The organism is Mycobacteroides sp. PCS013, from assembly GCF_049532645.1.
GTDB lineage: Bacteria > Actinomycetota > Actinomycetes > Mycobacteriales > Mycobacteriaceae > Mycobacterium > Mycobacterium gwanakae.
Genome location: NZ_CP150131.1, coordinates 4,474,235 through 4,500,626, shown reverse-complemented (window position 1 = coordinate 4,500,626; position 26,392 = coordinate 4,474,235). Strand labels below are relative to the sequence as shown.

The 26,392-nt window shown below is 64.8% G+C and carries 26 protein-coding genes, 3 tRNA genes and 1 pseudogene; 14 read left to right on the top strand and 16 right to left on the bottom strand.

What is annotated here, in order from left to right; translation table 11 throughout:
• Positions 1 to 4: 4 nt before the first annotated feature.
• Positions 5 to 1,306: a threonine/serine ThrE exporter family protein gene (locus RHO23_RS22345; protein ID WP_264918364.1), complete on the top strand. Its 1,302-nt coding sequence runs from the start codon at positions 5 to 7 to the stop codon at positions 1,304 to 1,306.
• Here RHO23_RS22345 and RHO23_RS22340 read toward each other — a convergent pair.
• Positions 1,290 to 2,531, bottom strand: a complete 1,242-nt coding sequence (locus RHO23_RS22340) for an acyl-CoA dehydrogenase family protein (RefSeq protein ID WP_264918362.1) — start codon at positions 2,529 to 2,531, stop codon at positions 1,290 to 1,292. The two genes, RHO23_RS22345 and RHO23_RS22340, sit on opposite strands and share 17 nt — an antisense overlap.
• 48 nt (positions 2,532 to 2,579) lie before the next feature.
• Here RHO23_RS22340 and RHO23_RS22335 point away from each other — a divergent pair, with 48 nt between their 5' ends.
• Both RHO23_RS22335 and RHO23_RS22330 read left to right on the top strand, forming a co-directional pair.
• Complete coding sequence (locus tag RHO23_RS22335; RefSeq protein ID WP_070916923.1) at positions 2,580 to 3,272, top strand: SHOCT domain-containing protein; 693 nt, start codon at positions 2,580 to 2,582, stop codon at positions 3,270 to 3,272.
• Between the two features lie 17 nt (positions 3,273 to 3,289).
• Positions 3,290 to 3,961: a histidine phosphatase family protein gene (locus RHO23_RS22330; RefSeq protein WP_064407575.1), complete on the top strand. Its 672-nt coding sequence runs from the start codon at positions 3,290 to 3,292 to the stop codon at positions 3,959 to 3,961.
• Here the strand turns inward: RHO23_RS22330 and RHO23_RS22325 are convergent.
• The 5 genes from RHO23_RS22325 to RHO23_RS22305 form a co-directional block, all read right to left on the bottom strand.
• Positions 3,958 to 4,467 (bottom strand): hypothetical protein, encoded by a 510-nt coding sequence (locus RHO23_RS22325; RefSeq protein ID WP_081349424.1) that lies wholly within the window; start codon positions 4,465 to 4,467, stop codon positions 3,958 to 3,960. The two genes, RHO23_RS22330 and RHO23_RS22325, sit on opposite strands and share 4 nt — an antisense overlap.
• A complete protein-coding gene (locus RHO23_RS22320; RefSeq protein WP_057963507.1) occupies positions 4,464 to 6,362 on the bottom strand; it encodes an alpha/beta hydrolase in 1,899 nt (632 codons plus the stop codon). Before RHO23_RS22320 ends, RHO23_RS22325 begins: the two co-directional genes overlap by 4 nt.
• Entirely contained in the window at positions 6,362 to 6,655 is a 294-nt protein-coding gene (locus RHO23_RS22315) for a hypothetical protein (RefSeq protein ID WP_030096068.1), read from the bottom strand. Before RHO23_RS22315 ends, RHO23_RS22320 begins: the two co-directional genes overlap by 1 nt.
• Before the next feature lie 68 nt (positions 6,656 to 6,723).
• On the bottom strand, positions 6,724 to 8,313 hold the full coding sequence (locus tag RHO23_RS22310) for a GMC family oxidoreductase (protein ID WP_264918355.1): 1,590 nt from the start codon (positions 8,311 to 8,313) through the stop codon (positions 6,724 to 6,726).
• A gap of 77 nt (positions 8,314 to 8,390) precedes the next feature.
• Entirely contained in the window at positions 8,391 to 8,615 is a 225-nt protein-coding gene (locus tag RHO23_RS22305; protein ID WP_044104904.1) for a hypothetical protein, read from the bottom strand.
• Positions 8,616 to 8,728: 113 nt separating this feature from the next.
• Here RHO23_RS22305 and RHO23_RS22300 point away from each other — a divergent pair, with 113 nt between their 5' ends.
• Entirely contained in the window at positions 8,729 to 9,334 is a 606-nt protein-coding gene (locus RHO23_RS22300) for a TetR/AcrR family transcriptional regulator (protein WP_070922013.1), read from the top strand.
• A gap of 44 nt (positions 9,335 to 9,378) precedes the next feature.
• Here the strand turns inward: RHO23_RS22300 and RHO23_RS22295 are convergent, their stop codons facing one another.
• From RHO23_RS22295 to RHO23_RS22280, 4 genes are all read right to left on the bottom strand, one after another.
• A complete protein-coding gene (locus tag RHO23_RS22295) occupies positions 9,379 to 9,876 on the bottom strand; it encodes a DinB family protein (RefSeq protein ID WP_264918346.1) in 498 nt (165 codons plus the stop codon).
• A 68-nt stretch (positions 9,877 to 9,944) separates the two neighbouring features.
• Positions 9,945 to 10,376 carry an SRPBCC family protein gene (locus RHO23_RS22290; protein WP_070922011.1) on the bottom strand — a complete coding sequence of 144 codons (432 nt, stop codon included), beginning with the start codon at positions 10,374 to 10,376 and terminating at the stop codon, positions 9,945 to 9,947.
• Between the two features lie 28 nt (positions 10,377 to 10,404).
• Positions 10,405 to 10,480: transfer RNA gene (locus tag RHO23_RS22285), tRNA-Arg, on the bottom strand.
• Positions 10,481 to 10,528: 48 nt separating this feature from the next.
• Positions 10,529 to 10,617: transfer RNA gene (locus RHO23_RS22280), tRNA-Ser, on the bottom strand.
• Positions 10,618 to 10,749: 132 nt separating this feature from the next.
• Between RHO23_RS22280 and hisC the strand changes: the two genes are divergently transcribed.
• Positions 10,750 to 11,793: a histidinol-phosphate transaminase gene (gene hisC / locus RHO23_RS22275; protein WP_423488369.1), complete on the top strand. Its 1,044-nt coding sequence runs from the start codon at positions 10,750 to 10,752 to the stop codon at positions 11,791 to 11,793.
• On the opposite strand, the gene RHO23_RS22270 is transcribed toward hisC, so the two are convergent.
• Positions 11,790 to 13,061 carry a thioester domain-containing protein gene (locus RHO23_RS22270; protein ID WP_070922009.1) on the bottom strand — a complete coding sequence of 424 codons (1,272 nt, stop codon included), beginning with the start codon at positions 13,059 to 13,061 and terminating at the stop codon, positions 11,790 to 11,792. The two genes, hisC and RHO23_RS22270, sit on opposite strands and share 4 nt — an antisense overlap.
• A 418-nt stretch (positions 13,062 to 13,479) precedes the next feature.
• On the opposite strand from RHO23_RS22270, the gene RHO23_RS22265 reads away from it, so the two are divergent.
• Both RHO23_RS22265 and RHO23_RS22260 read left to right on the top strand, forming a co-directional pair.
• Positions 13,480 to 14,403: a family 2A encapsulin nanocompartment shell protein gene (locus RHO23_RS22265; RefSeq protein WP_046252175.1), complete on the top strand. Its 924-nt coding sequence runs from the start codon at positions 13,480 to 13,482 to the stop codon at positions 14,401 to 14,403.
• Entirely contained in the window at positions 14,390 to 16,261 is a 1,872-nt protein-coding gene (locus RHO23_RS22260; RefSeq protein WP_423488368.1) for a family 2A encapsulin nanocompartment cargo protein cysteine desulfurase, read from the top strand. The genes RHO23_RS22265 and RHO23_RS22260 overlap by 14 nt, the downstream gene beginning before the upstream one ends.
• Positions 16,262 to 16,337: 76 nt before the next feature.
• Here RHO23_RS22260 and RHO23_RS22255 read toward each other — a convergent pair whose 3' ends face one another.
• Positions 16,338 to 16,673 (bottom strand): cupin domain-containing protein, encoded by a 336-nt coding sequence (locus RHO23_RS22255; RefSeq protein ID WP_070941807.1) that lies wholly within the window; start codon positions 16,671 to 16,673, stop codon positions 16,338 to 16,340.
• A 29-nt stretch (positions 16,674 to 16,702) separates the two neighbouring features.
• Positions 16,703 to 17,503, bottom strand: a complete 801-nt coding sequence (locus RHO23_RS22250; RefSeq protein WP_064407565.1) for a class I SAM-dependent methyltransferase — start codon at positions 17,501 to 17,503, stop codon at positions 16,703 to 16,705.
• 115 nt (positions 17,504 to 17,618) lie between these two features.
• On the opposite strand from RHO23_RS22250, the gene RHO23_RS22245 reads away from it, so the two are divergent.
• Positions 17,619 to 18,140: an OsmC family protein gene (locus RHO23_RS22245; RefSeq protein ID WP_070922008.1), complete on the top strand. Its 522-nt coding sequence runs from the start codon at positions 17,619 to 17,621 to the stop codon at positions 18,138 to 18,140.
• 175 nt (positions 18,141 to 18,315) lie between these two features.
• Here the strand turns inward: RHO23_RS22245 and RHO23_RS22240 are convergent.
• Both RHO23_RS22240 and RHO23_RS22235 read right to left on the bottom strand, forming a co-directional pair.
• Positions 18,316 to 18,402, bottom strand: a tRNA-Ser gene (locus tag RHO23_RS22240).
• Positions 18,403 to 18,433: 31 nt separating this feature from the next.
• Positions 18,434 to 18,787: a MarR family transcriptional regulator gene (locus RHO23_RS22235; RefSeq protein WP_231897178.1), complete on the bottom strand. Its 354-nt coding sequence runs from the start codon at positions 18,785 to 18,787 to the stop codon at positions 18,434 to 18,436.
• A 253-nt stretch (positions 18,788 to 19,040) separates the two neighbouring features.
• On the opposite strand from RHO23_RS22235, the gene RHO23_RS22230 reads away from it, so the two are divergent.
• The gene (locus RHO23_RS22230) at positions 19,041 to 20,027 is read left to right on the top strand and encodes an NAD(P)H-quinone oxidoreductase (RefSeq protein ID WP_057965332.1); all 987 of its coding nucleotides are present in this window, start codon (positions 19,041 to 19,043) and stop codon (positions 20,025 to 20,027) included.
• Between the two features lie 12 nt (positions 20,028 to 20,039).
• Here RHO23_RS22230 and RHO23_RS22225 read toward each other — a convergent pair whose 3' ends face one another.
• Positions 20,040 to 21,236 carry a cysteine desulfurase-like protein gene (locus RHO23_RS22225; protein ID WP_030096083.1) on the bottom strand — a complete coding sequence of 399 codons (1,197 nt, stop codon included), beginning with the start codon at positions 21,234 to 21,236 and terminating at the stop codon, positions 20,040 to 20,042.
• Positions 21,237 to 21,345: 109 nt separating this feature from the next.
• Between RHO23_RS22225 and RHO23_RS22220 the strand changes: the two genes are divergently transcribed.
• From RHO23_RS22220 to RHO23_RS22200, 5 genes and pseudogenes are all read left to right on the top strand, one after another.
• Positions 21,346 to 23,322, top strand: a complete 1,977-nt coding sequence (locus RHO23_RS22220; RefSeq protein ID WP_423488367.1) for a DUF6541 family protein — start codon at positions 21,346 to 21,348, stop codon at positions 23,320 to 23,322.
• The gene (locus RHO23_RS22215; RefSeq protein ID WP_057965334.1) at positions 23,319 to 23,837 is read left to right on the top strand and encodes a bacterial proteasome activator family protein; all 519 of its coding nucleotides are present in this window, start codon (positions 23,319 to 23,321) and stop codon (positions 23,835 to 23,837) included. The genes RHO23_RS22220 and RHO23_RS22215 overlap by 4 nt, the downstream gene beginning before the upstream one ends.
• Before the next feature lie 203 nt (positions 23,838 to 24,040).
• Positions 24,041 to 24,637, top strand: a pseudogene (locus tag RHO23_RS22210) (ABC transporter ATP-binding protein); the annotation flags it as partial.
• On the top strand, positions 24,630 to 25,574 hold the full coding sequence (locus RHO23_RS22205) for a glycosyltransferase (protein ID WP_070917029.1): 945 nt from the start codon (positions 24,630 to 24,632) through the stop codon (positions 25,572 to 25,574). The pseudogene RHO23_RS22210 and the gene RHO23_RS22205, both read left to right, overlap by 8 nt.
• The gene (locus RHO23_RS22200; RefSeq protein WP_057965337.1) at positions 25,564 to 26,391 is read left to right on the top strand and encodes an ABC transporter permease; all 828 of its coding nucleotides are present in this window, start codon (positions 25,564 to 25,566) and stop codon (positions 26,389 to 26,391) included. Before RHO23_RS22205 ends, RHO23_RS22200 begins: the two co-directional genes overlap by 11 nt.
• Position 26,392 lies beyond the last annotated feature (1 nt).

Below are 26,392 nucleotides of genomic sequence, written 5' to 3'. Positions count from 1 at the left end.
GCGCATGACGGCGCTGACCGGGCGTGGACGGGTGCAGACACTTGTCCGGAAGGCTCTCAAGGACAAGCCCGTACCCCTGGCTGACGCCAAACATTTCGACGACGCCGAAGTCGTGACGATGCTGCGCATGCTCGGTATCGCGATGCTGGAAGTCGGTCAGCCCACCAACCTGGTGTTGGCCAAGTTGCATGACATCGCACCGCAGTACACCGACAAAGAGCTGCGCGCCGTCGTCTTGCCGACGGTGCTGATCATTCAGATCGACGGCGTCACCGGCCAGCTCGAAGTGGAGGAATCCACCCGCAGCACAGCACAGTTGGACCAGGCCGGCCACATCGACACCATCGCCGACATGGCCGTCGCCGGGGCGATCGCCCCGGCCGACGCGATCGCACGTATCTACGAGATCCGCTGTTTGAAACCCCGTTTCGGGACGGCCGTCACCGTCATCGGACACACCATCTTGACCCTCGGCTTCGGGCTCGCGCTGGCACCAACCTCTTCGGCTCTGCCCGCCTATCTGGTGTTGGGCCTGATCGTCGGCGTCCTGATGCTGGCCACCAACCCCATGCCCACCCTCGCCGCCACCATGCCCGCCGTCGCCGCCTTCGTGGTGACGGTCATCAGCACGTTCATCGTGGCGAACGTGCCCAGCGAGGGGCTTGCCCGCGTGGTGGCGCCCGCCCTGATCGCCGTGCTGCCCGGGGTGACCCTCACCATCGGGGCGCTGGAGCTGACAAGCACCCAGCTGATGGCCGGGTCCACGCGCATCGTGTACGGCATCGCGCAACTGATGCTGCTGGCATTCGGGGTGGTGATCGGCGTGAAAGTCGCTGGACCGCCAGAGCCCTCGCCGCTGGGACCGCCGCTGGGCAGCTGGACGATCGCCCTGGCCGTACCTGTCATAGCGGTGGGGTTTTACCTGTACAAGTCCGCGCCCCGCGGATCACTGATCTGGTTGGTGCTGGCGATCGGGGTCGCCATGCTGGGACAGCGCCTCGGCGGTCTCTTTCTGGCACCCGCCATGACGGGCTTCATCGGAGCGGTCGCTGTCGTTCCCTTCGCCTTGTTCGCGGCACGCTTCAAGGGGGCGCCTTCGGCAATCGTGTTGCTACTGGCCGCCTTCTGGTGCCTGGTGCCCGGCGCGTTGAGCTTCGTGAACGTCAGCGAGGTCGCGGCCACCGGACATGCGAACCTCACCGCACTGCTCGATACCTGCATGGCGATCTTCTCGATCGCGCTGGGGCTTCTGGTGGGGGCGAGCCTGCACCGTGGGATGCGTTACGCGCTCACTGTCCGTCGGTAGCGTATTTCGCCAGCTCGATCCGGGCCACGACACCACGATGCACCTCGTCGGGACCGTCGGCCAGCCGCAGCGCGCGGGCGTTGACCCACGCGGCCGCCAACGGGAAATCGTTGGAAAGGCCTCCACCACCGTGGATTTGGATAGCCATATCGATGACCTGCTGAGCCATGTTCGGTGCGGCCACCTTGATTTCGGATACCGCCGACAGCGCGCCCATGATGCCCACGGTGTCCAGCAGCCAGGCAGCATGCAGCACCAGCAGCCGGGTCTGGTTGATGGCAATGCGAGCGTCGGCGATGCGCTCCCGGTTTCCGCCCAGGTTCACCAACGGTTTTCCGAACGCGGTGCGGTCCAGTCCCCGTCGGCACGCATGCTCGAGGGCCACCTCGGCCAGGCCGATCAGGCGCATCGCATGATGCACGCGGCCAGGCCCCAACCGTCCCTGGGCGATCTCGAATCCCTTGCCCGGTCCCGCGATGAAGGCATCGACAGGCAGCCGTACGTTGTCGAACGACACCACGCCGTGTCCACCCGGCTCGTCGTAGAACCCCATAGTCGGCAGCATCCGTTCGACGGTGACGCCCGGAGTGTCCATCGGGACGAGCACCATCGAGTGGCGCGCGTATCGATGCGCGTCCGGGTCGGTCAACCCCATGAAGATGATCACCTTGCAGTCGGGATGACCGACACCGGTGCTCCACCACTTGCGGCCGTTGATCACCACCTCGTCACCGTCGACGATGGCCGTGGCCGCCATGTTCGTGGCATCAGAGGAAGCCACGTCGGGCTCCGTCATACAAAACGCGGACCGGATATCGCCCTCCAGGAGCGGTTCGAGCCAGACCTCCTTCTGCTCCTGGCTGCCGTACCGGTGCAGCACCTCCATATTTCCCGAATCCGGTGCGTTGCAATTGAACACGGTGGGGGCGAACAGCGACCGTCCCATCTGCTCGGCCAGCGGCGCGTACTCGGAATTGGACAGGCCGCCGCCTAACTCCGGATCCGGCAGGAAGAGGTTCCACAACCCGGCGTTGCGCGCCTTCACCTTCAAACCGTCCAGCTCCGCTGGGACTTCCCACAGCTCGGCCGTCGTGCCGGCGCGCGCACCCAGCATCGCGTCGTGGTGGGCCAGCACCGTACGTTCCACCGGCATGATCTCCCCGTCGATGAACTCGCGGACGGCGGAGGTCAGTTCGGCGGCGCGGGCGGAGGGAGCGAAGTCCATCTGTCCGATGCTAGGGCGGTTGACGCGGCACGTGACAGACTTCGGCACATGAGCATGCGCCGGACCTCGGTACTGGCACTGACCACGATGACCATCGGTGGGGTCATCGGCGTCATCGCCACCCTCATCCTGAATGTTTTCGTGTTCGACAAGTTCGACGCCTACGGCGAGGTGAAGATCCCGGGCAATACCCAGCTGGAATTGCCCGCCGGTGAGGTGACTGTCAGCTTTCACTCGTGGGTGTCCGGCGACAACGGGCTGCTCATCCCCCAGCTCGGCATGTCGCTCTTCCCGCCGCCCGGGGTGGCCGAACCCCAGGTGCGCGAGAGCATCGGAAGCTCGACGACGGTGAACGGCGATGCCCGCCGACGGGTGTGGGTCGCGCAGATCCCCGCCGCCGGTACCTACAACGTGCAGGTCGACGGTGACGTGAGCGGGTTCGTCAGCCCGCGTCTGGCCTTCGGGCACGGCAGTCCCTATTGGGCGCTCACCTGGGGCTTCGCCGGATTACTCGGAGTGGCAGCGCTCGGCTGGATCGCCTACGTGCTGACGAGAGTGCGTTCCACTCGTTCCTCGCCACCATCACCGCTGAACAATCCGCAGCCCACATCCTCCTATGAACCCAGTGACGACGGTGTGCGCATCGAACAACTTAAATCCCTTGCTGCCCTGAGAGATTCCGGAGCGCTTACCGAAGCCGAGTTCGAGGCCGAGAAGCGGCGGGTGCTCGGCGGCGGCTAGTCGATACGATTGCCCGCATGGGCGTCATCTACCTGGTCCGGCACGGTCAGGCTGCCAACTACTCCAGCAGCCCCGATAGCCCGCTGACCAGCGCCGGACAGCGACAGGCCGATACCGTGGCAGCCGAGCTCGCCCGCCGCGGCCTGAGCGGCACCCGGCTCCTGCACGGCGGAATGAAGCGACAGCGGCAGACCGGCGAGGCCATCGCGCTCGCGCTGGGATCCGAGCCGCAGCAGGATGACCGCTGGGACGAATACGACTACAAGGAGATCGTCGGCAATTCACGGATGCGGCGTCTGGCGTCGGTGAACACCGTCAAGAGCCTGGCCAAGGGTGACACGCAGGCCATCCTGGAGGACGGTCTGGCGCAGTGGGCCAGCACCGATTCCTCCGGGGGATACGCGGAGAGCTACACCAGGTTTCAGCAGCGCGTGCTCGACGCCATGTCCGATGCCGCCAAACGTGACGGTGACACCGTGGTGGCCACCTCAGCCGGGGTCATCGGGATGATCGTCGCCGATCTGTGGGGCGGAAACGTCTCGAATTGGCTTACCGCACAACGTGTTGTCATCAACTCATCGATCACCTCACTGGTCAACGGCAAGCGCGGCTTAAGCCTGCTCTCCTTCAACGACCACACCCACCTGATCGGCGACGGCGGCAACAGGGATCTGGTGACCTACCGCTAGTCCTCGTTGGCGCAGGGCGACGACGCGGTGACGACGTACACCCGAACCCCATTGCCGCGAATGTCTTCGCGGGCGCTCACGATGTAACCGGCATCATCACGGTAGGTCCGGCTGTTCACCGGCTCAGGCTCCGGCCGCTTGCTTTCTTGACGGCGAAAGCCCTTGCTGGACAGCGATTCGAGGCGATCCAGCACGCCCGAGATCAGCTCCGGGGTGGGGTCCGCGAAATCGCGCTGCAGGCGCAACCACCACGGTGGCCCCTCCGGGAGGGCCGAGTTGTAGCTCGTACGGCAGCCCATCCGCTCGACGTCGTTGACACCCGGCTGCACCTTCTCCGCCGTGACGAACGACAGATTCTCGGCCGTGACCCGCAGCGCATCGGACATTTTGACCGTCGTGGGTTCCATGCTCGTACTACCTCCTTGCTCGCCGCCCGCACCGGGATTGCACGAAACCGCGGTCAGCATCGTCAGCCCCGCCATCGCAATCGTCCATGCGCGCCTCATCGGACCTGCACCTTCCGGCCAAGACCGGGGTTGTCGGTGACGTGCGGATTGCCGTAGGGGTCTTCCCATTTGGGATTGGTCGGCAACGTGATCGGGCCGATCTTGGCCCCCGACAACCATTGATCGCCGTACGCCTTGGCGATGTCCTTCACCGATTCGTTCAGGCTGCTGTCGTCTCCGAGGTTGATGTCGACGTTGTTCGACTCGATACCCCGTTCGACGTACGTGGTCACCTCACCGCCCCTGATCACGTTCGCCATGTTCTGGAAGGCATCAGATTTCGGGTCGTCCCAGTAGCTGCCGTGCCCCTTGGGGCCGAACACCACCTCGCCAGGATGATCCTTGTTGTCGTCGCTGTAGTAGCCGGTGTCCAGCCGGGTGACGCCGGGAATCGAATCCGGGTCTCCACCAAGCGGATTACCCGCGTGCGGGTTACCGATATCGCCGTCCGGCGCCCGTGGAATCACCGGCGGCAGATCCAGATTCACCCCGGGGAACGGGGAGAATCTGGTGGGGATATCGCTGTCACGGGGCGCGAGTTGTGCTGCGCCGATGAGGTCGCCGGGGGCAGTCATGGAGAACCGCTGCACATTCGGGTTGGGGTTATGCCACTCGGTGCTGAGGATGCCCGTGCCGGCGGACGACGCGTACAACACGCGGTCGGCGCGCAGACCCATCTGTTCGGCGGTACCGACAACAGAGCCGCCATACGAGTGTCCGATGTACGTGGTTGGCGTACCCGGCGCATGGCGGGCGACCTCGGCGTCGAGTTCCTTGCCGAACGAGACGAGTTGCGGCGCCATCGCCAATCCGTAAGACGGGTCCGTCGCCTTGTCCAGCCCCTGCGGAAAATCGTTCTCCATATAGAGGAAGACCGGCGACCCGCTCTGCTTGGCCAGGTTGACCGCCGAGTCGTGGTTGCTTCTGCTGCCGTTGAGGTTGGTGTTGGTGCCGGGCACGTAAACCCCGACACCGGGTGCGCCGGGCTTGAGGTCGCCGATCTGTTCGATCATCCGGCCATTGCCCTCTGTCGAGAACATCACGAACTTACGATCGATCTTGAAGTCGGCGGGAGAGCCTCCGGCAGGGATCGTTGCGAACGGATCATCCATCGGTTCAAGCATCGCCCGGAGCTGATCGACGCGCGCTTGATTGGGCGACGGGTTCTGCAGCTCGTCGGTGAGCGCGTTCCTGATGTTGATCTCATTGGCGTCCGCGCGGACATCGAAAGGAACACCGTTGGTGTTCCCCATGAACTCGGGATCGGCGATGACCATCTGGTGCACCGTCTCGGGTGGCAGACCCTCCAGGAACGCGCGGCGCTCTTCCTCAGACATACCGCGAACCCGGTCGACCAGTGCATCGGGATCAATCTTCTCGCCCGTCGGCAGCGTGACATCCTGCTGCCCGTCGCGCATGGCCTCCAGATCGTTGACGGCCTCCCGCAGCTTCCGGCCGTACAACTCGTCCAGACGGGCCACCTCGTCGAGGCCCGCCTGAATCCGGCGCTGATGGTCGGCGGCCGCCTGTGCCTTCGCAGAATCCGGGTGGCTGACTTCTCCGGTATCGGTGACCGTGAACCCTTCGGCGACCGCAGCGTCCACATCTTGAAGCGTGTATTCCTTGGCGTGCTTAAGAGTTCGTCCCGCGTCCTCAGCGTCATCGGATAACCGGTTCAGGACATTCCGGACCTCGCGACCGTGGTCGAGCTCCTGGTCGACCTTGATCCGGGCCGCATCGTGTGTCTTGCCAAACCAGCCCGATGCGTCGTTGAAGACGCGGTCGCACGAGTCCAAGGACGCATCCAGCGTCCGGGCGTTGTCGCGGGCGATGTCAGCGGCCTTGCTGAGCGCGTCGAGATTCCAGCCGCGGAGCTGACTGATCGTCGGGCGCATCAGCGTGGCTTCAGCGCATCGAACGACGTGGCGGTCTTCTCGTCCTGCGCCGTCACGTTGGTGGCGAAGGTATCGACGAGCCCTGCCATGTCGGAGAACCTGCGGGCAATCGAGGACATCGCCTTGATTCCGGGCGAGGCGGTGTCACGAATGGCAGCCAGGACTTCACTTCCGGAACCCGAGGCATCCTGAAATGACGTCCATGGCATGTCGTTGATGTGCAGCGTCTCACCCAGCCATGTCTTGGAAATGGCTGCGAGCTCCTCGGTCCGGACACCGAACTCGTCGCTCATGATTTCCCTCCGCTAACTCCTCAACTGCTGACTCTATCCAGTCAGACGTTCGGAGACGCGGATCGGTTTCATGCTTGTGGAGAAAGAATTAAATCGGCAGCTTTCTCACCGAGCAACACCGACGGAGCGTGCGTGTGACCACGGATGAGGCTCGGGATCACCGAGGCGTCGACCACCCGAAGTCCCTGCACACCGCGCACCGTGAGATCCGGAGCAACCACGCTGGCCTCGTCCGCACCCATCCGGCAGGTAGCCACGGGGTGATAGAGGGTGTGTGAGTTGCTCTGCAGCGCGGCGACGAGCGTCTCCTCCAGATTGTCGCTGGGATTCCTCGGCCGCAGGATCTTGCCGAGTATCGCCCGCATCGACGGCGTCTCGGCGATACGGGCGGTGGTCCGCAGCCCGAACATCATCGCGGCGCGGTCCTGTCCAGCACTATCACTGAGGTAGCGCGGGTCGATGCGCGGCTTGGCCAGCGGATCGGGCGAGGTCAGCGTGATCTCACCGGTGCTCTCGGGCTTGAGCAGGATCGGGCCCATCACGATGGCGTGCTCGGTGGCCTCCCCCAAGCCTTCATCGAAGAATGGCGCGGGGGCGAAGATCAGCTCCAGGTCGGGTAGCGCGAGATCGGCCCGGCTGCGCAGGAATCCGTAGGCCTCACCGACATTCGAGGTGAGCATGCCGCGATGGCGCAGGAAGTAGTTGGCGAGCTGTAGCGGCTTTTCCGCGCTGTACAGCGAGTCGGCCTCGACCTCGTAACCCACCGGGCAGCACAGATGGTCGAGCAGATTCTGGCCAACCTGCGGGGCGTCGTGCACGATCGGGATTCCCAACTCACCAAGGTGCTTGGCATCACCGATACCCGAAAGCATCAGCAGCTGAGGAGAATTGATGGCGCCACCACTCAAGATCACCTCGCGCCGCGCGCGCACGGTGTGTGTGATGCCGTCACGCACGTACTCCACACCGATGGCTCTGGTGCCGTCGAACAGCACCCGGCGCACCTGGGCCTCGGTAACCACGTTCAGGTTCCGGCGCCGCAGACCCGGCTTGAGGTAACCGTCCGCGGTGCTCCACCGGCGTCCGCCGCTCTGGCACACCATGGTCTCCGAGAAACCCTTGGGTTCAGGAGTATTGGCCCGCTCGACGTCAAATCCCGCTTCCTTGACGGCCTCCAGCCACGCCGCGGTGCTGGAGCGGGGGCTGCGCTGTTTGGAAATCTTCAGCGCGCCCTCGGTGCCCTCGTCGCTTTCGGTCGCGCCCTCCACCGTCTCGATGCGCTTGAAGTAGGGGGCAACGTTCGCGAAAGACCACTGATCACCGGCCACCGCCGCCCAGTCGTCGTAGTCGGCCGCGAATCCACGGACCCACATCATCGCGTTCATGGACGACGAGCCGCCCAGCGTTTTGCCTCGCGGCCAATAGATCTGGCGGTTGTTCAGCTGCGGTTGTGGTTCGGTGAGGTAGTCCCAGTCGACATCGCTGCGGAACAGCTTCGAGAACGCGGCGGGAATGTGGATTCCCATGTCCTTGTCCTTGGGCCCCGCCTCCAGAACCAGCACCTGGTCGTTGGTGCGTTCGGCGAGCCGGGTGGCCAGCGGTGCCCCCGCCGATCCGGCGCCCACGATGACGTAGTCAGCTGTCAGGTCCTCAACCATGGTGGCGACGCTAGCGGACTGGACACCGTGCCGGGAAGCTTCTGGTACAGGACGTCCCAGGTGCCACTCTTGCGCGCCTACGGGTACACCCGATAGCAGTTCGTCCCCCCGATTCCGAGCACGTACACGGTGTCGCATCGAGTGAAGCTGCCATCGGGCGCGAAGTCGGATTCGCACACGCCGCCGCCGTTACCCCACACCACAACCTTGCCGCAGGGCGCCGCCGCAGCGGGACCGGCAAGGGCAATGCCCCCGGCCGCCAGTACGGCGGCGATGCCCAGGGAAGCCAGTGCTTTCCTCATGTCAATCGCCTCTTCTTCGTGCCCCCGGCCTCACCGCGATGCCGGACATACCCGTAGAACGCTTCCGTTTTTGGAAAAGTTTCCTAAAAAGGAAGGTTTGTTACGATGGCCACATGCCACCGCCCAATGGCCTGCGCGAGCAGAAGAAGTCCGAGACCAAGCTGGCGTTGAGTCGCGCCGCACTGGAGCTGGCACTGGAACGCGGGGACCTCGCCGCCGTCACCGTCGACGAGATCGCCGACGCGGTGCGCGTCTCGTCCCGCACGTTCCGCAACTACTTCACCAGCAAGGAAGACGCCGTACTGTTTTTAATGCGCCAATACGGGGACACGGGAGTGGAGCTGCTGTGCTCACGCCCCGACGATGAACCGATCATCGATTCACTCGAGGCAACCATGCTGGGCTTGGTCACGTCCGAGGCCGTAGATACCGTTGTCGCAGTCACGCGCCTTGCCAAGCTGAGCCCGGGATTGGCCGCCCATGCCGCGGCAGAACCGAGCAATGAAGACGGCTCCGTGCTTTCCGAAGTCGCACGGCGCACCGGCCTGGACCGAGATCTCGACCTGTACCCGCGCCTGGTCTGCAATGCCGCCTACGCGGTGCTTTCCACGATCATCCAGTTGGCAAGCACCGACGCTGGACTACGGGGAGAACCCGAAGAGCTTGTCCGACAGGGCTTCCGACAGCTGCGCGGCGGACTATCGGCGCCCGGGGCTTAGCACGGGGCGCGTGGCGGGGACGCCATGCAGTTCGGCGGACCGGACTACCGCTGCGCGATGATCTGCTCTCGCAAGATGTCAGCGTGGCCGCAATGCTGTGCCAACTCCCTAAGCACATGCAAGTACACCCAGCGCAGGGGCAATGGACCGCGTCTGTTCCCCATGACCAGATCGTCCAATGCAAGTGGAGCGACCCGTTGCCTCGATGCGGCACAAACCTCGCGGTATCGGCGCTGTACAGACGAGATGTCATCTGCGGGTTCCAGAAGGAACGACTCGTCGGGGGTCAATGGAAGCCTCAGATCAGCGCGGGAGCGACATGTGATCGCCTCGTTGAACCACACCTCCTCCACAAACGTCACATGCTTGACCAAACCCAGGAGCGTGGTGCGGGAAGGAACCAGCGAGCACCGCGCCTCCTCCTCGGTCAAACCGTCGAGACACTCGTGGAGCAAGGACCTGTGCTCATCAAGGAACACATCGAACTGATCGCGAAGGCACGCGCCGAACGTAGCCGACTCCGTCGTACGCGCCGCTGTCATGCCGGAAGTCTATCGACGCAGGTAGCGCGGTCTCGCAAGGCGCAGCGAACCCATGCACTTTCTCCGGATCACGGGCGCGGCTGATCCAACAATTTGGCGATGCCGTACAACTCGGTCGCCTGAATCTCTTTGACGACCCGGAGCAGAATCCGTTCATCGACGTCGTCGAGATTGACGCCCCTATTCGTCACCGTCAACAGAGTGCCGCCCTCGTGCTCGCGAAAGGCCACATGACGCGTCCAGCGCGCCGACTGACCTGTAGACGCGTGGGCTAGCAGACCCAAGGTCAAATGCTCGTAGGGAACGGCGTCGAGAAACTCAACCTCGAATACGCCGTTGAACCGCGTGCCCACCACGGGAACGGTCGTCATCGTGAAAGCGCTCCCCACGGCGACATCGACCGGTGGGGCATCAGGCTTGCCCCACCACGAAGCCGGATCGACGAGAGCCGACCACACCTCATGGGGTGGGTGGGGGAAATATCGCTGAATCTGTGTCATTGCTTCTCACTCACTCGTGAAGAAGTCCTGGTGCGCCCGAAGGGATTCGAACCCCTAACCTTCTGATCCGTAGTCAGATGCTCTATCCGTTGAGCTACGGGCGCGTGCTATTCAATTGTTGCAGGTCAACAGGTTTGGCCTGCAGACCGACGCGGAGGCGAGAGGATTTGAACCTCCGGTCCCCCGTAAAGGGGACAACTCATTAGCAGTGAGTCCCATTCGGCCGCTCTGGCACGCCTCCTGAACTTCCCGAGGGTACCGGAACCCATAAATGGATTCCGAACCGCCGAGGGCACAGAGTACAGGCCCGCGAGGCCGGAAGGCAAAGCCGTTGGTCGCCATCCGGTCCAACATGCACAGATAGTCTGTTCCAGTGCCTGCCCGACTTCGCCCCGAGCTGACCGAACTGCCGGCGTACACCCCCGGCCGCAACGTCCCCGGTGCCATCAAGCTCGCCAGTAACGAGACCGTGCACGGACCACTGCCCAGCGTCCACACGGCCATCGTCGAGGCAGCCGCGCAGATCAACCGTTACCCGGACAACGGCTACGCCCAGCTGCGCTCACACCTGGCCAAACACGTGGACATGCCGCCCGAACACATCGCGGTCGGATGCGGATCGGTGAGCCTGTGCCAGCAGCTCGTACAGGTCACCGCCACGGTAGGTGACGAGGTGCTGTTCGGCTGGCGGTCCTTCGAGACCTACCCGCTAGTGGTGCGGGTCGCCGGGGCCACCCCCGTTCAGGTGCCGCTGACCGACCACACCTACGACCTGGCGGCCATGGCCGCCGCGGTGACGGACGCCACCCGGCTGATCTTCGTCTGCAATCCCAACAATCCCACCGGCACCGTGGTCCCACCCGCAGAGTTGCGCCGGTTCGTCGAGGCGGTACCGCCCCACATCCTCATCGCGATCGACGAGGCATACATCGAGTATGTGCGCGAAGACTTCACCGACAGCATTGCCCTTGTTCGCGAACATCCCAATGTTGTTGTGTTACGCACCTTCTCAAAGGCCTACGGCCTGGCCGGCCTGCGGGTGGGCTACGCGATCGGCGATCCCGATGTGATCACCACGCTGGGCAAGGTGTACGTGCCGTTCAGCGCGTCCAGCCTCGCTCAGTCTGCGGCGGTGGCCTCCCTGGGCGCCGCAGAGGAACTCCTCGCACGGACCAATGATGTTGTCGCCGAACGCACAAGAGTGACCCAAGCACTCCGGGAGGCGGGATACCAGGTGCCGCCATCGCAGGCCAACTTCGTATGGCTACCGCTGGGCGATCGCTCGTCGGAGTTCGCACAAGCCTCCGCCGAGGCCCGAATCATCGTGCGCCCCTTCGGTGCCGACGGCGTGCGAGTCACCATCGGCGCACCCGAAGAGAACGACGCATTCCTAGAGTTCGCGCGCTCCTGGCGTTAACTCACCCGTGACAGTTGCGTGGTCTCGGCCCACTCGACAGTGAGTTCGACAACTTCGCGCGCACCGGGCAGCACGAGCGCCAGTGGCGTCAACGGCCCCTCTGCCACGCCGGTGAGTACCCGGGCGGTCGACACTGGGTCGACCACCGAGACCGTCACCGCCGCAACGCACTCCGCCGGACGCACGTAAAAGCGGGTGCCCGGGTCCACCAGTCCGGTGAGCTCCGCACCGGAGATGTCCATCGCCTTGGCACCCTCGGACAACGAAAGCAACACCGGACGTTGCGAATCCACGACGAACGGCCCCATCAGGCCTGCGGCCATCACCGCCTGCGAATCATCGATCGCGGGGACCTGATCCACCCGACCGGCGGCGATCAACGACTGCTCCAACAGATAGCGGTACAGCTGCACCACCCGGTCGGCATTGCGGTGATTGCGCGCATCATGCAACCAGAATTCGACACCTTCGACATCTGCGGTACCGCCCTGCACGTACAGGCGATAGAAGCGATATCCGAGATCCGGTGCACCGTGCTGGGTTTCGGCGACCGTCGCACCGACGCCCAGTGTCTTGACGTACTGCGCCTCACCTTCGGTGAAGTTCAATTCCGAGGAGGACACCTCGCGCCACACGGCCCCATTCACGGATGCGTGCAGCCGTACGCTGGCCGGCTGCTGCCCCGCACTGGTCCGCACCGTCAGACCGCCCAGCTGTGGACGCTCCTTGAATTCGAACTCGATGAACGACGGGGACTTTCGGGTAGCCGTGGGTACATTGCGCGCCGCGGTGTCCAGCTCTACCCCATTGGTGAGGAACCAGATGGCGGCCTGGGTTCCCGCGATGGCCTCGTGATCCTTGATGTTCGCCTCGCCCAGGTACCCCGCCGCGCGCAACCGGCGGCTCAGCTGTGCCGTCGACAGCGCCGGGAAGGAGTTGGCCAAGATCCACGCCACCTGCGATTCGCGGGTGCGGGCCCGCAGGTTCGCCACCGACAGCCAGTCGGCCACGGCGTAGCCCGAGGGCAGGTTGGGGGCGATCCCCGCGATATCGAGGGAGTACGCGGCGATAGTGGGGTTCAGGCGAATTAAATCTGTGCGAGCAGAAGTTCCGTCAGTGAACACAACCTCGTCCACAGTGGACGAATAGGTGCCCCCGCGGTACCTCGTCAGGCGCTGCGGGAGCACCTCGGCGTGGTGGCCGTGACGCCTGCCAGTGATGCGGGCAGACGGCCATTCGACGAGCGATAGCAAAGAATGAGTGGTCATGGGTTGGTTGATCCTTGTGCCGGCGGATTGCAGCCCAGGAGCTCGTCAACGTCGGTAGACGGCGATCCCGGGTGCCAGGGGCGGGGTTAGGGAATCAACAACAACAGCAACACACGGCGGCGCTGCGCGCCCCGAAGCTGTCGGCGCGCAGCGCGCTGATCGCCCGGAGTCGGTGCGACTGTGCGACGTGCTGCATGCATCCAGTCTACGGATCCGCGGCCGCGCGCCTGGATTTCCACCGGCGCCGCTTCCCTGGAGCGAGCGAATGCGATACGGGTTCACGGCGACCCGGCGGGTCGCCGTGAACCGGCCGCCCGGAGTTTGGCGCACGGGTGTTCGTTACCTGATGCGCCGCCCCAATCGCGATTAGGATTTCAGACATCAGGTCTTGATCCCATTCGCTGAGGAGGAAACCGCTGTGCCCGCTGCCAAGAATGAATCCCAGGCCCTCGGCGATCTCGCCGCACGGCAGCTAGCCAATGCCACCAAGACCGTCCCCCAGCTGTCGACGATCACCCCGCGGTGGCTGCTGCATCTGCTGAACTGGGTACCCGTCGAGGCGGGCATTTACCGGGTGAACCGCGTCATCAACCCCGACAAGGTGGCGATCCACAGCGAAGAGCAGGGTGAGAACGAGGCCCCACTGCCGCAGACCTACGTCGATTACGAGACCAACCCGCGCGAGTACACGCTGCGCACCATCTCGACGCTGCTCGACATCAACACCCGGGTCTCGGACCTGTACTCCAGCCCGCACGACCAGATCGCCCAGCAGCTGCGCCTGACCATCGAGTCCATCAAGGAGCGTCAGGAAAGCGAGCTCATCAACAACGCCGAGTACGGCCTGCTGGCTCAGGCAACACCCGAGCAGACCATCAAGACCCTCGGTGGCGCTCCCACACCGGATGACCTGGACGCCCTGATTACCAAGGTGTGGAAGACCCCCGGTTTCTTCCTGACCCATCCGCTGGGTGTGGCGGCGTTCGGCCGTGAGGCCACCCGCCGTGGCGTGCCGCCAGTTGTCGTGAGCCTGTTCGGCGCGCAGTTCATCACCTGGCGCGGCATCCCGATCATCCCGTCGGACAAGGTTCCGGTGAAGGACGCCAAGACCAAGTTCCTGCTGGTGCGTACCGGCGAGGAGCGCCAGGGCGTTGTCGGCCTGTTCCAGCCCGGCTTGGTCGGCGAGCAGGCACCGGGATTGTCGGTGCGGTTCACCGGAATCAACCGGTCGGCCATCGCCTCATACCTCGTCACCCTGTATTCGTCGCTGGCCGTGCTGACTGATGACGCACTGGCCGTTCTCGACGACGTGCAGGTGGACAAGTTCCATGTCTACAAGTGACGCGATTCCCGTAACCGACAGCCCGCCGGGCTTCCCCTCTGCGGCGGAGCTGTCGGCATTGGCCACTCAGTTGTTTTGGGAGGCCACACCTACCGGAGCACCGGGTATCGACACCCCGGGACCGGCGGTACCCGTCGCGCCCAGGGGCAACGTCCCCGACGCGACGGCCGGTTCCTCCGCGGCGGCCACGGCGGGCTCGTTGGCCAGTCCATACGCACCCGCACCCGTCGCCGACGCCCTGTCGACGGCAACGGTGGCCCCGCCGGTCGCGGCTTTCAGTTCGGCGACCCCCGACGGGATTCCCGGAGCGGTGCCGGTGGCACCTCGCGGCGGTGGCGGTGACCTGACATCGGGCACCTCTGCGGCCCACACCGCCGCAACGGGTTATCCGACAACCGGTCTCGCCGATTTCGCGGTCCCCTCGGGCCTGGTGCCGACAATCCCCGGGGTGCTCGCCACCCCTGTGGTGGCCCCAGCCGTCGCTTCACCACGGGTGACCCCACACTCAGAGGCGCTTTCCGTGCCGGATCTGGGGTGGACACCGCCAGTGGCACCAACGGGGGGCGACGAGTCGAACTACTACTTCCTGGGTGGAGCGCCGGCCGCGGCGCCGATCCACGAAGACGCACGCGCCTTCGACGTCGCGTCGATACGGGCAGATTTCCCGATCCTGTCCGAGACCGTCAACGGTAAGCCGCTGATCTGGTTCGACAACGCCGCGACCACGCAGAAGCCGCAATCGGTGATCGATCGCCTGGTGCACTTCTATCAGCACGAGAACTCGAACATCCACCGTGCAGCACACGAATTGGCGGCACGGGCCACCGATGCATACGAGGATGCGCGCGGCGCGGCCCGCAAGTTCCTGGGCGCCGAGGCCGACGAGAACATCATCTTCGTGCGCGGCGCCACCGAGGCCATCAACCTGGTGGCGCATGCCTGGGGCAGTAAGAACCTTGGACACGGGGATGAAATCGTCATCACCCACCTGGAGCACCACGCCAATATTGTTCCGTGGCAATTGATCGCGAAGAAGACCGGCGCCGTCATCAAGGCGGCTCCGGTGGACGACGCCGGTAACCTGCTGCTCTCCGAGCTCGAGGATCTGGTCGGTCCGCGCACCAAACTGGTTGCGGCCACCCAGGTTTCCAATGCGCTGGGAACTGTGACGCCCGCCAAGCAGATCGTCGAGATCGCGCACCGCTACGGCGCGCGCGTGCTCATCGACGGCGCGCAGTCGGTGCCGCACCTCACGGTGAATCTGCAGGAGCTGGGTGCCGACTTCTTCGTCTTTTCGGGTCATAAGATCTACGGCCCCACCGGGATCGGCGTGCTCTACGGCAGCGAAGACGCGTTGGCGGAGACGCCGCCGTGGCAAGGCGGCGGCAACATGATCGCCGATGTCACCCTGGAGCGCGCGGTGTTCCAGGGGCCGCCCAACAAGTTCGAGGCCGGCACCGGAAACATCGCCGACGCCGTGGGACTGGGCGAGGCGCTGCGGTATGTCGAGCGCATCGGCATCGACCGGATCGCCGAGTACGAGCACGCGCTACTGGAGTACGCGACACCGCAATTGGCTGCCATCCCCGGTGTGCGGCTGGTGGGGACGGCCGACCACAAGGCATCGGTGCTGTCGTTCGTGCTCGACGGGCACGATCCGGTGGAAGTCGGTAAGGCGCTCAACGCCGACGGCATCGCGGTGCGTGCCGGACACCATTGCGCGCAGCCGATTTTGCGCAGGCTCGGACTGGAGCAGACGGTGCGGCCCTCGTTCGCGTTCTACAACACCTTCGACGAGATCGACGTCTTCATCGACGCGGTGCGGCGGCTGGCCGAAAGCGGCGGACCCAAGGCGTAAGGCTCAGTTCGCCGAGCGCATACCGCACGCAGGCATCTCACCGAAACCCCCTGCGCCTGGTATGCACTCGGCGGGCTCAGCTCGCGCGGCTCACAATTGTCAGCAACACCGCCGAGTCTTCCAGTGCCGTGAGGTCATGGCGCTCCGGCGGAACGATCACGTAGTCGCCGGTGGCCAGCGCGGCCTTCGTGGATACCGCCGACAGCTCCACCTTCCCACTGAGCACCAACAGGGTTGTCTCACCGGGATTCTCATGTTCGGCAAGCTTTCGGCCCGCCGCCAGCGCCATGACCACCTGCCGCAGCGCGTGGCCGCTACCGCCGTGCACGGTATGTGCAGCCCGGCCGCTATGCGCGCTTCGCGCTATTTCGACCTGCGCATCCCCCAAGTCCGTTATCGACACGACATCCATGATTGCCTCCCTTACCTGTGGACTCCCGATCATTCGGGCCGCACACCGACCAAAGCGACCGCTGTCATCGCGTCGCTGTGTTCACGAAACGTACGGCGCATGGTGAGCACTCGCTTGCGCGCCGCACCATGCAGGAGAACGTTTTTCAGCAGACGCAGGGCTCCGAATACGCCCTCGTCGGCGATGACGCGACGCGGGTTGAGCAGTGCCATCGGCGCCCGGTCGGTGCTCACCACCTCGAATCCCGAGGCCTTGAGCAGCTCGCTCCACTCGGCCACGGTGAGCGGCCGAGCGTTGACCTTGATGGAACGAGCCAGCGCACGGCGAATTTCGTCTTTGGTGGCGGTATCCACGGAGTCCGGCGTGAGCCCGAGCTCGTGAATCGCGTACCGGCCGCCCGGCCGTAGCACCCGATAGGCCTCGTCCACGATGGCCCGCTTGGCCTTGTCGTTCTGCATCGTCAGCATCGCCTCGCCCACGACGACGTCGGCACTACCGTCCGGCAGGCCCGTGCTGGCGGCATCCGCGACGATCACGCGCCCACCACAGGGTGCGACCACATCACGTACCGATTGGGTAGCCGCCGCGGTGTCGTCGACACCGACATAGGACCGCGGGCGCAGCGCCACGATGTCGCGCGCGGTCCGGCCAAGACCCGGCCCGAGTTCGACCACATCGGCATCAGTCACCTTCCCGGCGGCCAACAGCCGCGTGGTCAGTTCAAGGCCGCCCGGGCGCAGGACGCGCTTGCCCAGCCGCGCCAACAGCCAGTGCCCGGGAAGATCTTCGTCTCTGCGCCCAGCCAGCGGAAGTGTTTCTCTGTCAGCCATGACTCCAATTTAGAGGATACTTCTCCTTTTAAATAGGCCTACGTCCATGGCCGGTTGGATTCACCGCGGACGCAAACCTCCCAGCGCGGCACCGGTCCCACTAACGTCACCGCGCGTGACTGCCTCGACGACATCCCTCAACGCGATCACCGATGCGACCCGCGCGGCAGTAGCCGACAACCAGGCCGCCGCAACGGTGGTGTTCAAGGCATCCGCCCAACCGGAGGGCACGGTCGGTAGCGCAATCGCCCTGGGCAAGTACCGCGTGCACGTCGACGAGCCACCGGGTCTCGGCGGACAGAACACCGCGCCCAACCCCGTCGAGTACTACCTGGCATCGCTGCTGTCCTGCCAAGTGGTGACCTATCGCTTCTGGGCGGAAAGACTAGGGGTTCAAGTCGATTCGCTCAGCGCCAGCGCCGAGGGTGACCTCGATGTACGCGGGTTCTTCGGGCTGGACGACAGCATCCGGCCCGGCTTCCAGCAGATCCGCGTCACCGTGACGGTCTCGGGGCCGGACAGCGACGAGCGGTACCGCGAGCTACAAGAGGCCGTGGACGCACACTGCCCCGTGCTGGATCTGACCACCGGCTCCACCCCAGTACGTACACAACTCATCACGCGGCCGCGGTCGTAAACCCGTTGCCGGGCGCGAACGCTCCCTGGCAGCATCGGCGGCGCCCCGCCCTAGACCGCGCTAACCGGTACGCGCGGTCCGCTGCGTCCGCAGCCGGCGAGGGAGGCAGCCCGTTCGAGCCGGGCCGGGAACCGGAACGTCCGCGGCTGCACACAGCCAACTGCGGCGTTAAGAGCGGTGGCGGAGGGATTTGAACCCCCGGACGGTGTTAGCCGTCTCTCGCTTTCAAGGCGAGTGCATTAGGCCGCTCTGCCACGCCACCGTCGGCAAGCCTAGCGGCTCCGCAGAGCGATCTACTCCCCGCCGCGGCTCTCGGTGTCGTGGAGCGCCTCTTCGGCCCCCTCACCCACTCGCCGGAAGCTTTCGGCGATAGCCGCCTGCTGTGGCCGGGTCAGGCGGGTCAGATAGTGCTCGCGGACACATTCGGAGTACGTACGCATCGCCGCCTCGCCCAGCGTGCGGCCCTGCTCGGTAAGCGCCGCCAAGACCGCCCGGCGGTCCTGGGGCATCGACCCCCGCTTCACCAGCCCCTGTTCCTCGAGGCGGCGCACCTGGTGCGTGATCCGGCTACGCGAGGCCAACAGACTGGTCGCGATATCCCCCATCCGGCAACTACCGTTAGCTGACCGCAACAATTGCTGAAGCACTTGGAAGTCGGTCAACGAAATACCATGCGAAGCAACCATTTTACGGTTCAATAAAAAATACAACCGGTTAGTCGCTATCCAAAAGTTTTGCCACGAACGAAATTCGGCGAGGTCAAGTCCCGGGACCTCGCTCTCCGAACGTGTACTCATGCACCATCCCCCTCCGTCGACCAAGCCATGGCCTCGACCGCGCCTCCACCCGCACTGTCTGATAACCCGGCGACCACCAATAGCTCGGCATAGTCTGGATGCTATGCACGCTATCACCGTTGACCAGCCGGGTGGGCCAGAAGCGCTGTGCTGGACCGAAGTTCCCGACCCAACTCCGGGACCAGGCGAAATACTGATCGATGTAACGGCCGCCGCAGTTAACCGCGCGGATCTGCTACAGCGCCAGGGCCTGTATCCGATGCCACCCGGCGCGAGCCACATTTTGGGACTCGAATGCTCGGGAGTTATCGCCCAGGTTGGCGCAGATGTATCGGAATGGGCTGTAGGACAAGCTGTTTGTGCACTGCTGTCCGGCGGCGGGTACGCCGAGAAGGTGGTGGTACCGGCCGGCCAGGTACTGCCGATTCCTTCAAACATCAACCTTGATGTCGCGGCGGCGCTACCCGAAGTCGCCTGCACCGTGTGGTCGAACCTGGTGATGACGGCGAGAATGGCTGCCGGACAATCCATCCTGATTCACGGTGGCTCGAGCGGAATCGGCACCCATGCCATTCAGGTGGCCAAGGCGCTCGGCGTTCGGGTTGCGATTACCGCAGGCACCCCCGACAAACTCGACGCCTGTCGTGATCTTGGTGCCGATCTGGCCATCAACTACCGGGCCACCGATTTTGTACAGGCAGTTCACAACTTCACCGACGGTGCCGGGGTCGACCTCATCCTGGACATCATGGGAGCGAAGTATCTGGACCGGAACGTCGATGCTCTCGGCAATGACGGACATCTCGTCATCATCGGTATGCAAGGCGGCGCGGTGGCCGAGCTGAACATCGCCAAGCTGATCACCAAACGCGGCTCTATCACCGCCACCACGCTGCGCGGACGGCCACTGGACGGACCGTCCGGCAAGGCCGCGATCGTCGATGCCGTCACCCAGGACCTGTGGCCGCTTGTCGAGGCGGGAAAGGTCCTGCCGATCGTGGGCGCCGAGATCCCGGTGAGCCAAGCGGGCGAGGCGCACCGCCTGCTGGAGAGCGGAGAGATCGTGGGAAAAGTGCTACTGACGCTCTGACCCGGTGGCGGGTCAGCCCAGCGAGGCGACCGCGCGCACCAGCTGGTCGACCTCGGCGGCCGTCGAATAGTGCCCCAACCCAACCGTTATCGCGCCGCCGATCTCGTTCACACCGATGGCGTCGAGCACCCGCGAGCTGGTGTTGGCGATCGCACACACTCCGTTGTCGGCCAGTCGCTGCACCACCCGATCCGCGGGAATCCCGATCACAGTGAAGCTGAGCGCGGGAATCCGGTCCTCCGGAGCCCCGATGACCATGACCCGTGGCAGAGTCCGCAGAGCGCTCACCAGATACCGGAACAGCCAATCCAGATACGCGCCCGCCGAAGTCAGGGACGTCAGCAGCCGCTCACGCCGGGTGCCCGACGCGGACTCGTCCAAACCGGCCAGATACTCCACGCTGGCAACCAGGCCAGCCAGCATCGCGAACTGATGCCCGCCCAGCTCCAGGCGCGCGGGCCCGCTAGCCAACGGGTTGAGCGAAATCGAACTGATCGAATCCAGCAGCGCAGGATCCCGGAAGACCAACGCGCCCACCGGTGGTCCACCCCATGCCGTCGCGTTGAAGGCGACGACATCGGCGTCCAGGTCCTCGATATCAAAGGCGCGATACGGCACCAGGCTGGAACAGTCCATCACCACGAGGCCACCAACCGCGTGCGCGAGCTTGGTGGCCTGCTGCAGATCCGGCACCGTTCCCAGGGTCGAAGAAGCGGCCGTCACCGCCACCAGCCGGGTCGGCTTGGTAATCAAAGACTCCCACTGCCAGGACGGCAGATCACCGGACTCGATATCGACCTCGGCCCACTTGACCTTGGCGCCGTATCGGTTGGCCGAACGCAGCCACGGCTGCACATTGGCCTCTTCGTCGAGCCTGGACACCACCAGCTCATAGCCGAGCCCCGCCTTGGAGGACGACCCCTCCGCCAGGGAGTTGAGCAGAACGGCGCGGTCACTGCCCAGCACCACCCCGCGCGCGTCGGCACCCACCAGATCGGCGGCAGCGTGCCGGGCGGCCTCGAGGACGGCAGCGCTGCGCCGCGCGCTGGGGTGCGGACCCCGCGTGTCGGAAAAGGATCCCCGGAACGCTGTGGATACAGTCGTAGCAACCGCATCGGGGATGAGCATCCCGGCTTGGGTATCGAAATGTACCCACCCGTCGCCGAGGGTCGGGTGCAAACCACGCACCCGGGCGACGTCATAAGCCATGCCAGACACCTTAGATGCTCACCACAGGTCACGGCGCTGAACCCGTCGTTGCACCACGCCCCGACGGACGACGGTTAACGGCGCCGTCTCGTGTAGTCATACTAGAGCAATGTCGTTCGCTTTCGGGGTGGCTACGGCACTGCTGTTGCTGTTCATCCCAGGCTGGCTGATTGGCCGAGCCTTCGGGCTACCAACACATTCGGCCGCCGTCACCGCACCTGCATTGACCTATGGGCTAGTTGGGCTGTGCATCGTCACCTTCGGCTCAATCGGCATACCGTGGAACTCAGTCTCCGCCGGGTTTGCGCTCCTGGGCGCGATCGTCGTCGCTCGGCTGCTGTGGCGTTGGCTGCGGCCAAAAGAGCACGCCGAACAATTCCCGTCACAAAGTCGTGCGGCAGTGATCGCGGTCGCCTTCGGCATCGCGATCGGCTCCGGGCTCATCTTCTACGCATTCGTGCGTGGACTGACCAACTGGCAATCGGTCCCGAGTACCTGGGACTCGATGTGGCACGGGAACACCATCCGCTACATCCTCGACACCGGGCAAGCATCGTCGACCCGGATGGGTGACCTCCGCAACGTCGAGACACACGCGACGCTCTACTACCCGTCGGCCTTCCACGGGCTGGCCGCGGTGCTGAGCCAACTGACTGGCGCGGCTCCCACGACGAGTTACACGCTGTACGCGGTGGCCGGGTCGCTGCTCTTCCCGCTCAGCGCCGCGGCGCTGGCCTGGCAGATGCTGCGCGGCCGCACCAGCCGCACCTTCCAGGCCGGTTGCGCCGCCACCGCCGCTGCACTCTCGGCCTCATTCACGGCGCTGCCCTACGTGGAGTTCTACGTGGCAGCCGTGCCGAACCTGGTGTCCTTCGCCCTGGTGGGTCCCGCGGTAATCGCCGTCACGAGCGTGGTCGCCGACCGTAGCCGCATACCGGTGGCGGTGCTGGCATTCGTGGGAATCGCCTCGGTGCACACCTCGGGCGCCATCGTGGCGGTCGTCTTCGTGGCCGCCTGGTGGCTCCTTGCACCACTGTCCCGATACCGCGGCAAGGAAAAGAAGCCCCGGCGCCGGGTGGGAAATGGGTTCTTGCCGTTGGCCATTGCCGGTGTCGTCTCTCTGGTGCTGCTCTATCCGCAATTGCGCACCCTGCTCCAGCTGTCCGAGATCATCGCCGGACACCAATTCACCACTCCGTGGGGAAAGAAGCGTGCGCTGCTGGACGCCCTCACCCAGCACACCCGCCATCTCGCCGACTACCCGGTGCAGTCCGCCCTGCTCTGGCTGGCCCTTCTCGGCGCTGTCGTCCTGATCGTGAAGCGGATGTACTGGCCACTTGCCGTCTGGCTGCTGCTGATCGTGGCAATTGTCCACTCCTCCACACCCTTTGGCGGCTTCATCGGCCGCGCGGTGGCCCTGTTCTCCGATGCCTTCTACAGCGACCCGCGCAGGCTGTCGGCCATCGTGTGTCTGCTGCTGGCCCCGGCCGCCGGGATCGGTTTGTTCACGCTGGCCTACGCCGTGCTGACGAGGCTGCGCGGGGAGCGCGCCCGACAATGGGCGCTCGTGGCCACGGCCATCACGTTGGCCGTGGTCTGCGCCTTCTCCGCCCGGCACTACTTCCTGCCGCACAAGTACCTCGTGGGCGCCAAATACGACCAGGTGATGGTCGGGCCCAAGAAGCTCGACGCCTTCGCCTACCTGGCCACCCTGCCGGGTGCCAAAGACACCACCATCGGCGACGGAAACGTGGACGGCTCGGGCTGGATGTACGCGGTGGCGGGACTGCACCCGCTGTGGACGCACTACGACTTCCCGCAGCAACAGGGTCCGGGCTATCACCGGTACATCTTCTGGGCCTACGCCGACGACGCCGATACCGATCGGCGCGTGACCGCCGCTGTGCACGCGCTGAACATTCGCTACGTCATGACCAGTACTCCCGTGGTCCAGGGGTTCAAGGTTCCCGACGGACTAAGGTCGTTGGACATATCCCGATCATGGAGAAAGCTGTACGACAACGGCGCCGCCCAGATCTACGAGTGGGTCGGCGATCGGAAACCACAGGCGGAAGGTGACAGATGACCCATCCCGGTCAGGACGATGACGACGACCAGGTGATCATTCTGGGCGCCGGCGATGCCGACAAGGCCGCCGACAGCGCCGACGACGACCCGTCCATCACGGATCTCGTCGAGCAACCCGCCAAGGTGATGCGCATCGGCACGATGATCAAGCAGCTTCTCGAGGAGGTGCGCGCTGCTCCTCTCGACGATGCCAGCCGCTCCCGGCTGCGCGAGATCCACGCCGCCTCCATCGCCGAGCTGGAAGACGGATTGGCCCCCGAGCTCCGCGAGGAACTGGAGCGCCTCGCCCTGCCGTTCAACGAGGAGAGCATTCCTTCCGACGCCGAGCTGCGTATCGCGCAGGCACAGTTGGTGGGCTGGCTGGAGGGGCTGTTCCACGGCATCCAGACCGCTCTCTTCGCTCAGCAGATGGCGGCGCGCGCGCAGCTACAGCAGATGCGTCAAGGTGTTCTGCCGCCCGGTCTTTCCGTACCCGCACAGGGCGGCGGCAGCGGCACCGGCCAGTACCTGTAAGCCCCGGGAACATGGTCCGTATCCAGACCCACGAGGCGTGGGTGGAATTCCCGATTTTCGACGCCAAATCGCGCTCGCTGAAGAAGGCGTTTCTCGGCAAGGCAGGCGGCGCCATCGGCCGCAACGAATCGAACGTCGTGGTCATCGAGGCGCTGCGAGACATCACGTTGTCCCTCAAGGAGGGCGATCGTGTCGGGCTCGTCGGCCACAACGGCGCCGGCAAATCGACTCTGCTGCGGCTTCTTTCGGGAATCTACGAACCCACCCGGGGCAGCTCGTACGTCCAGGGGCGGGTGGCGCCCGTATTCGATCTGGGCGTGGGTATGGACCCCGAGATCTCGGGGTACGAGAACATCATCATCCGCGGCATGTTCCTGGGGCAGACCCGTAAACAGATGCAGGCCAAGGTCGAAGAGATCGCCGACTTCACCGAACTCGGCGAGTACCTCTCCATGCCGCTGCGCACGTACTCCACCGGTATGCGCGTCCGGCTGGCGATGGGCGTGGTCACCAGCATCGACCCGGAGATCCTGCTGCTCGACGAGGGCATCGGAGCGGTTGATGCCGAGTTCATGAAAAAGGCACGAATTCGTTTGCAGCAGTTAGTGGAACGGTCCGGCATGCTCGTCTTCGCCAGTCATTCCAACGAATTTCTGGCCCGACTGTGTAACACGGCGATGTGGATCGACCACGGCACCATCAAGATGAGCGGCGGCATCGAAGAGGTGGTCCGCGCCTACGAAGGCAACGAGGCCGGCGATCACGTGGCCCAGATTCTGGCCGAAGACGCCCATGAGTGACTCGACCGGCGGTGTTGTCGCCGTCGTCGTCACCTACCGACGCACCGCGGAACTGGCCGAGTCGCTCAAGATCGTCACTACGCAGACCGTCCCGCCGAACCATCTTGTGGTGGTGGACAACGACAACGATCCCGCCGTCAAGGCCCTGGTCGATGGCCAACCCATCGCCACCACATACCTGGGTTCCCGCCGGAACCTCGGTGGCGCTGGAGGATTCGCGCTCGGCATGTTGCATGCGCTCACCCTCGGCGCTGCCTGGGTATGGCTTGCCGACGACGACGGCCGCCCGGGCGGCACCGATGTTCTCGAGACACTGCTGGCCTGTGCCCGGAAGCATCGCCTCGCCGAGGTGTCACCGGTGGTGTGCGATATCGATGACCCCGGCCGGCTGGCGTTTCCTTTGCGTCGCGGACTGGTGTGGCGCCGACGGGTCGAGGAACTGCGCACCGAGGCGGGCCAAGACCTGTTGCCGGGCATCGCCTCGCTATTCAACGGCGCACTGTTTCGCGCCGAAACCCTGGAGGCCGTGGGCGTTCCTGATCTGCGCCTGTTCGTGCGCGGCGACGAGGTGGACGTACACCGGCGGCTCGTGCGCTCGGGTCTGCCGTTCGGAACCTGCCTGGACACGACATACCTGCACCCCAACGGCGCCGCCGAGTTCAAGCCGATTCTGGGCGGGCGCATGCACACCCAGTATCCAGACGATGCCACCAAGCGGTACTTCACCTACCGCAACCGCGGGTACCTGATGTCCCAGCCCGGCATGCGCAAGCTGCTGCCGCAGGAATGGGTGCGCTTCGGGTGGTACTTCCTGATCACGCGCCGCGACGTTGCCGGACTGCGCGACTGGATCGCGTTGCGGCGCTTGGGCCGACGTGAGCAGTTCGGACGGCCCGGCAACCCGACTCCCTCAGTACAGGAGCGACATGACGATTGAGGACCTCGCCTCGGACTCCCGCACCTTCAAACGTGCATGGCGTGACCTGTCGGAAGGCTTCGAGCACCGGCAGCTCTGGTTGCAGCTGGGCTGGCAGGACATCAAGCAGCGTTACCGCCGCTCGGTACTGGGGCCGTTCTGGATCACCATCGCCACCGGCTCGACCGCCCTGGCGATGGGCCTGCTGTATTCGCAGCTGTTCAAACTCCCGCTGGCCGAACATCTGCCCTACGTGACCATCGGTTTGATTGTCTGGAATCTGTTCAATGCCGCGATCTTGGAGGGCTCGGACGTCTTCGTCGCGAACGAAGGACTGATCAAGCAGCTGCCGACACCGCTGAGCGTGCACGTCTACCGACTGGTCTGGCGGCAGCTGCTGCTGTTCGCCCACAACATCATCATCTTTCTCGTCGTCGTGGCCGTGTATCCGCCGCACTGGCATATCACCGATCTCAGCTTCATTCCCGCGCTGATACTGATCACCCTGAATTGTGTTTGGGTTTCACTGGTTTTCGGTGTGCTGGCGACCCGCTATCGGGATATCTCTCCACTGCTGGGCAGCCTGGTGCAGCTGTTGTTCTTCATGACGCCGATCATCTGGAACGAGAGCATGCTCAATGAGCGGGCCGGAAAACTGGCCGCCGCGGTGCAGCTCAACCCGTTCGTGCATTTCCTGGCCATCATCCGCGATCCGCTGCTCGGGCTCGATCAGCAGCTGCACCACTGGATCATCGCGATCGCCATCACCGTCGTCGGTTGGACCGTTGCGATCCTGGTGATGCGCCAGTACCGCGCCCGGGTCCCATACTGGGTCTAGT

Coding starts and splice junctions, on each gene's coding strand:
- RHO23_RS22295 (WP_264918346.1), bottom strand. CDS start 9,876: ATGACAGCGGCGCGTACGACGGAGTCGGCTACGTTCGGCGCGTGCCTT.
- RHO23_RS22290 (WP_070922011.1), bottom strand. CDS start 10,376: ATGACACAGATTCAGCGATATTTCCCCCACCCACCCCATGAGGTGTGG.
- RHO23_RS22340 (WP_264918362.1), bottom strand. CDS start 2,531: ATGGACTTCGCTCCCTCCGCCCGCGCCGCCGAACTGACCTCCGCCGTC.
- RHO23_RS22330 (WP_064407575.1), top strand. CDS start 3,290: ATGGGCGTCATCTACCTGGTCCGGCACGGTCAGGCTGCCAACTACTCC.
- RHO23_RS22345 (WP_264918364.1), top strand. CDS start 5: ATGACGGCGCTGACCGGGCGTGGACGGGTGCAGACACTTGTCCGGAAG.
- RHO23_RS22205 (WP_070917029.1), top strand. CDS start 24,630: ATGAGTGACTCGACCGGCGGTGTTGTCGCCGTCGTCGTCACCTACCGA.
- RHO23_RS22250 (WP_064407565.1), bottom strand. CDS start 17,503: ATGGCTGACAGAGAAACACTTCCGCTGGCTGGGCGCAGAGACGAAGAT.
- RHO23_RS22225 (WP_030096083.1), bottom strand. CDS start 21,236: ATGGCTTATGACGTCGCCCGGGTGCGTGGTTTGCACCCGACCCTCGGC.
- RHO23_RS22305 (WP_044104904.1), bottom strand. CDS start 8,615: ATGAGGAAAGCACTGGCTTCCCTGGGCATCGCCGCCGTACTGGCGGCC.
- RHO23_RS22315 (WP_030096068.1), bottom strand. CDS start 6,655: ATGAGCGACGAGTTCGGTGTCCGGACCGAGGAGCTCGCAGCCATTTCC.
- RHO23_RS22310 (WP_264918355.1), bottom strand. CDS start 8,313: ATGGTTGAGGACCTGACAGCTGACTACGTCATCGTGGGCGCCGGATCG.
- RHO23_RS22300 (WP_070922013.1), top strand. CDS start 8,729: ATGCCACCGCCCAATGGCCTGCGCGAGCAGAAGAAGTCCGAGACCAAG.
- RHO23_RS22255 (WP_070941807.1), bottom strand. CDS start 16,673: ATGGATGTCGTGTCGATAACGGACTTGGGGGATGCGCAGGTCGAAATA.
- RHO23_RS22220 (WP_423488367.1), top strand. CDS start 21,346: ATGTCGTTCGCTTTCGGGGTGGCTACGGCACTGCTGTTGCTGTTCATC.
- RHO23_RS22200 (WP_057965337.1), top strand. CDS start 25,564: ATGACGATTGAGGACCTCGCCTCGGACTCCCGCACCTTCAAACGTGCA.
- RHO23_RS22215 (WP_057965334.1), top strand. CDS start 23,319: ATGACCCATCCCGGTCAGGACGATGACGACGACCAGGTGATCATTCTG.
- RHO23_RS22325 (WP_081349424.1), bottom strand. CDS start 4,467: ATGAGGCGCGCATGGACGATTGCGATGGCGGGGCTGACGATGCTGACC.
- RHO23_RS22260 (WP_423488368.1), top strand. CDS start 14,390: ATGTCTACAAGTGACGCGATTCCCGTAACCGACAGCCCGCCGGGCTTC.
- RHO23_RS22335 (WP_070916923.1), top strand. CDS start 2,580: ATGAGCATGCGCCGGACCTCGGTACTGGCACTGACCACGATGACCATC.
- RHO23_RS22270 (WP_070922009.1), bottom strand. CDS start 13,061: ATGACCACTCATTCTTTGCTATCGCTCGTCGAATGGCCGTCTGCCCGC.
- RHO23_RS22230 (WP_057965332.1), top strand. CDS start 19,041: ATGCACGCTATCACCGTTGACCAGCCGGGTGGGCCAGAAGCGCTGTGC.
- RHO23_RS22320 (WP_057963507.1), bottom strand. CDS start 6,362: ATGCGCCCGACGATCAGTCAGCTCCGCGGCTGGAATCTCGACGCGCTC.